At 58.1% G+C, this 4,972-nt stretch carries 5 protein-coding genes and 1 pseudogene; 5 read left to right on the top strand and 1 reads right to left on the bottom strand.

Features of this window, described 5'->3' with window-relative positions; translation table 11 throughout:
- Nucleotides 1-520 (bottom strand): annotated as a pseudogene (locus D8V06_RS23780) (GAF domain-containing protein); the annotation flags it as partial.
- Nucleotides 521-879: 359 nt separating this feature from the next.
- Here D8V06_RS23780 and D8V06_RS23775 point away from each other — a divergent pair.
- The 5 genes from D8V06_RS23775 to D8V06_RS23755 all read left to right on the top strand — a co-directional run.
- Complete coding sequence (locus D8V06_RS23775; RefSeq protein WP_056854630.1) at nt 880-1,974, top strand: ABC transporter ATP-binding protein; 1,095 nt, start codon at nt 880-882, stop codon at nt 1,972-1,974.
- On the top strand, nt 1,974-3,089 hold the full coding sequence (locus D8V06_RS23770) for an ABC transporter ATP-binding protein (protein WP_130931932.1): 1,116 nt from the start codon (nt 1,974-1,976) through the stop codon (nt 3,087-3,089). Before D8V06_RS23775 ends, D8V06_RS23770 begins: the two co-directional genes overlap by 1 nt.
- Nucleotides 3,086-3,952, top strand: a complete 867-nt coding sequence (locus tag D8V06_RS23765) for a sugar ABC transporter permease (protein ID WP_130931931.1) — start codon at nt 3,086-3,088, stop codon at nt 3,950-3,952. The genes D8V06_RS23770 and D8V06_RS23765 overlap by 4 nt, the downstream gene beginning before the upstream one ends.
- Before the next feature lie 7 nt (nt 3,953-3,959).
- Nucleotides 3,960-4,760: a carbohydrate ABC transporter permease gene (locus D8V06_RS23760; RefSeq protein WP_130931930.1), complete on the top strand. Its 801-nt coding sequence runs from the start codon at nt 3,960-3,962 to the stop codon at nt 4,758-4,760.
- A gap of 10 nt (nt 4,761-4,770) precedes the next feature.
- A partial coding sequence (locus D8V06_RS23755) for a DUF2160 domain-containing protein (protein WP_130931929.1) occupies nt 4,771-4,972 on the top strand: 202 nt, incomplete at its 3' end.

Genomic DNA, 4,972 nt, shown 5'->3' with positions numbered 1-4,972 from the left:
TGTGGGACGGTGGCAGGTAGCTGTCGCTGGACACGTCGAGCACCGCGATGATCTTGCGCTCGGCATCGAAAATCGGCGCGGCGGAACCGGTCATGAAGCGGTTGGCCTTGAGAAAGTGTTCGTCGTGTTCGATGTGTACCGCCTGCTCGCAGACCAGCGCCGTGCCGATAGCGTTGGTGCCGCTGCAGCGCTCCATCCAGCTGGCGCCAGCGCTGAAGCCGCGGGTCAGGCCAGGTTCGATAAAACGCTGGGTGCCCCAGGTCGTCAGCACTTGGCCCTGATTGTCGGCGAGCATGATCAGGCAGTTGGAGTTGCTGAGAATGTTTTCGTAGTACGGCAGCACTTCCTGGTGGGTGGTTTGCACCAATGAATGCTGGCTCTCGAGCAATTGCTTGATGCTCTGCGCCGGAAGTTGATCGAAGGCCGGAGCGCTCTGGTGATCAAGGCCAAACGCACGGCACCGGGACCAGGAATCCTGGATGATGGCGTCGTGGGACAGCGGCGAGGCAGGTGCGGCCATGGCAGTTGATCTCTGAACAGGCTTTTATTGTTTTTATGGGTGTTGCATTGACATTCAAACACTACAAACCTGTAGGAGCACGGCTTGCCGGCGATGGCGATTTCGAGGGCGCCATCGCCGGCAAGCCGTGCTCCTACAGAGGGAAAAAGCATCCATAGAGTGTTGTTCACTATTGTTCACTGTCAATGGGTGAACTGTTCAATTGTTCATTTGTGATTGTTCATTTGTGTTCAGCAACGAACTTTGGGTTAACGCTTTTTCCATGGTTTTTCAGGTAAATCAACAGCTTGAAATTTCTGGCACGAAAGTCGCTCTAGTGCTCCGGTCGCTTGACTCCAAAAAATAAAAAAGGCCGAGCCATGTCATTAACCCTGGAGCATGTCAGCCGCACCGTCGAGGGCCAGACCTGGATTGACGATGCGTGTCTGCGTTTCGAACCTGGATCCTTCAACGTTTTGCTTGGGCGCACGCTGTCCGGCAAAACCAGTCTCATGCGTCTGATGGCCGGGCTGGACAAGCCGGACACCGGCCGTATCCTGATGAATGGCGTCGATGTCACGCAACGGCCCGTGCGACTGCGCAATGTGTCGATGGTGTATCAGCAGTTCATCAATTACCCGACCATGACCGTCTTTGAGAACATCGCCTCGCCACTGCGTCAGGCCGGTGTATCCAACGAGCTGATCCAGAGCAAAGTGCTCGAAACCGCGAAGATGCTGCGCATCGAGAAGTTTCTGCAGCGCTATCCGCTCGAACTCTCCGGCGGTCAGCAACAACGCACAGCCATGGCTCGGGCGCTGGTCAAGGACGCCGAGCTGATCCTGTTCGATGAGCCGCTGGTCAACCTCGACTACAAACTGCGCGAAGAGCTACGCCAGGAAATGCGCGAGCTGTTCAAGGCGCGCCATACCATTGCGATTTACGCCACCACCGAACCCAACGAAGCCCTGGCATTGGGCGGCACCACGACCATTCTTCATGAAGGCCGGGTGATCCAGAGCGGCAAGTCCTCCGAGGTCTATCACCAGCCGCAGACGGTGCTGGCGGCGGAATTGTTTTCCGAACCGCCGATCAACCTGATGCCGGGCCGCATCGCTGGCAACGAAGTGAGTTTCGCCAATTTCGTGCACTTTCCGTTGAACGTTGACCTGCGCCCGGTGGGCGAGGGCGAGTTTCGCTTCGGCGTTCGTCCCAGCCACATCTCGCTGGTGCCGAGCAACGACGATGACCTCGAACTGGCAGTGACCGTCGAAGTCGCCGAGATCAGCGGCTCGGAAACCTTCCTGCATGTGCGCAACGAACACTTCCTGCTGGTGCTGCACTTGCCCGGTGTTCACGAATACGACGTCGATGCGCCGATCCGCATCTACATTCCGACCCATAAACTGTTTGTGTTCGATGCGCAGGGGCGGCTGGTCCAGGCGCCGGGCCGGCGTGTCGCGAGGGTTGCCTGATGGCCGAAATCCGTTTGCAGAACCTCGCCCACAGCTACACCAAAACCCCGGCTGGGCCGGAAGACTATGCGATCCGGGAAATGGACCACATTTGGGAGCAGGGTGGTGCGTTCGCCTTGCTCGGCCCGTCGGGTTGCGGCAAATCGACGTTGCTCAACATCATTTCCGGGTTGCTCAGCCCGTCACAGGGGCATGTGCTGTTCGACGGCAAAGCGGTCAATGACCTCACCCCGGAAAAGCGCAACATCGCCCAGGTTTTCCAGTTCCCGGTGGTCTACGACACCATGACGGTATTCGACAACCTGGCGTTCCCGTTGCGCAACCAGGGCATGGCAGAGGCGAAAATTCACACCAAGGTGCAGGAAATTGCTGAAGTCCTCGACCTGCAGAACCTGCTGAGCAAAAAAGCCCGCAACCTCACCGCCGACGAGAAACAGAAAGTCTCCATGGGCCGTGGGTTGGTGCGCGACGACGTGTCGGCGATCCTCTTCGATGAACCGCTGACAGTGATCGACCCGCACCTGAAGTGGAAGCTGCGGCGCAAACTCAAGCAGATCCACGAGCAGTTCAACATCACCATGGTCTACGTCACCCACGATCAGCTGGAGGCATCGACCTTCGCCGACAAGATCGCGGTGATGTACGGCGGGCAGATCGTGCAGTTCGGCACACCCCGGGAGTTGTTCGAACGGCCGAGCCACACCTTTGTCGGCTATTTCATCGGCAGTCCAGGCATGAACCTGATCGATGTGCAGCCGCAACCGGGCGGCGTCGGTTTCGCTTCAACGCATTTGCCGCTGTCCGAGGCCATGCAGCAACGCATTGCCGAGTCCGAGTGGAAAACCATGAAAGTCGGCATTCGACCCGAATTCGTGCACGTCTGGGACGAGCCTTTTGATGAGGCGATGCGGGCACAGGTCGTACACGTCGAAGACCTCGGCACCTACAAGATCATGACCCTGAACCTCGACGGCGCACCGCTGAAAGTACGCCTGGCCGAAGATAAACCGGTGCCGGAAGGCATGGCCTACATCAGTTTTCCGGCGCAATGGTTGATGGTCTATGCCGACGAATTCCTGCTCGAAGCACAGGCCAACAATGAGGTGCAGCCATGAACAAGGTGCAGAACAACAAGGCCTGGTGGCTGGTGCTGCCGGTGTTCCTGCTGGTGGCGTTCAGTGCGGTGATCCCGATGATGACCGTGGTCAATTATTCGGTGCAGGATATCTTCGATCAATCCAGCCGCTACTTCGTCGGTGCCGACTGGTACAAGCAGGTGCTGCTCGATCCACGACTGCATGATTCGCTGTTGCGTCAGTTCATTTATTCGGCCTGCGTGCTGCTGATCGAAATCCCGCTGGGGATCGCGATTGCACTGACCATGCCGACCAAGGGCCGCTGGTCGTCGGTGGTGCTGATCATCCTGGCGATTCCGCTGCTGATCCCGTGGAACGTGGTCGGCACCATCTGGCAGATCTTTGGCCGGGCCGACATCGGCCTGCTGGGCTCCAGCCTCAACGCCATGGGCATCAGCTACAACTATGCAGCGAACACCATGGACGCCTGGGTCACGGTGCTGGTGATGGATGTCTGGCACTGGACTTCGTTGGTGGCGCTGTTGTGCTTTTCCGGTCTGCGGGCGATTCCGGATGTGTACTACCAGGCTGCGCGAATTGACCGGGCCTCTTCCTGGGCGGTGTTCCGGCACATCCAGTTGCCCAAGCTCAAAAGTGTGTTGCTGATCGCCGTGATGCTGCGCTTCATGGACAGTTTCATGATCTACACCGAGCCGTTCGTACTGACCGGCGGCGGGCCGGGCAATGCCACGACGTTTCTCAGCCAGACCCTGACGCAGATGGCGATCGGGCAGTTCGACCTGGGGCCGGCGGCGGCGTTTTCGTTGGTGTATTTCCTGATCATCCTGTTGGTGTCCTGGCTGTTTTACACCGCCATGACTCACTCTGACGCCAACCGCTGAGGCCATCATGAGCAAGAGAAAGCTGATCCCACTGCTGATCTACATCCTGTTCCTGCTGGTGCCGATCTACTGGCTGCTGAACATGTCGTTCAAGAGCAACACCGAAATCCTCGGCGGGCTGACCCTTTTCACACAGGACTTTACGCTGGCGAACTACAAGGTGATTTTCACTGACCCGAGTTGGTACACCGGCTACATCAACTCGCTGTATTACGTGAGCCTGAACACGATCATTTCCCTGACCGTGGCGTTGCCGGCGGCGTATGCGTTCTCGCGTTACCGCTTCCTCGGTGACAAGCACCTGTTCTTCTGGTTGCTGACCAACCGTATGGCGCCACCGGCGGTGTTCCTGTTGCCGTTCTTCCAGCTGTATTCGTCGATTGGCCTGTTCGACACGCACATCGCGGTGGCCCTGGCTCACTGTCTGTTCAACGTGCCGCTGGCGGTGTGGATTCTGGAAGGCTTCATGTCTGGCGTTCCGAAGGAAATCGACGAAACCGCCTACATTGACGGCTACAGTTTCCCCAAGTTCTTCGTGAAGATTTTCATCCCGTTGATCGGCTCCGGCATCGGCGTCACGGCGTTTTTCTGCTTCATGTTTTCCTGGGTCGAACTGCTGCTGGCGCGAACCCTCACCTCGGTGAACGCCAAGCCCATCGCGGCAGTCATGACGCGCACCGTTTCGGCGTCGGGTATCGACTGGGGGGTGCTGGCGGCGGCGGGGGTGCTGACTATCCTTCCGGGCATGCTGGTGATCTGGTTTGTTCGCAACCACGTGGCCAAGGGCTTTGCCTTGGGCCGGGTATGAGGAACTGATGATGGAATGGATGAGCTGGACCGTCCCGACGGCGGCGTTTTTCGGTGTTATCGGTTTGATCCTGGTGGGTATGACCACTTGGGAATTGCGTTCGCCAAGTGTCCTTCGGCGTGGTTTTTTACCGATTGCCACCACCCGTGGCGATCGTTTGTTTATCGGTCTTCTCGGCAGCGCCTACCTGCATTTGCTGGTAATCGGCGTCA

This window comes from Pseudomonas sp. Sample_24 (genome assembly GCF_004307605.1).
Taxonomy (GTDB): domain Bacteria; phylum Pseudomonadota; class Gammaproteobacteria; order Pseudomonadales; family Pseudomonadaceae; genus Aquipseudomonas.
The sequence above is the reverse complement of the archived record's forward strand: the minus strand, read 5'-3'. Positions and strand labels throughout refer to the sequence as shown.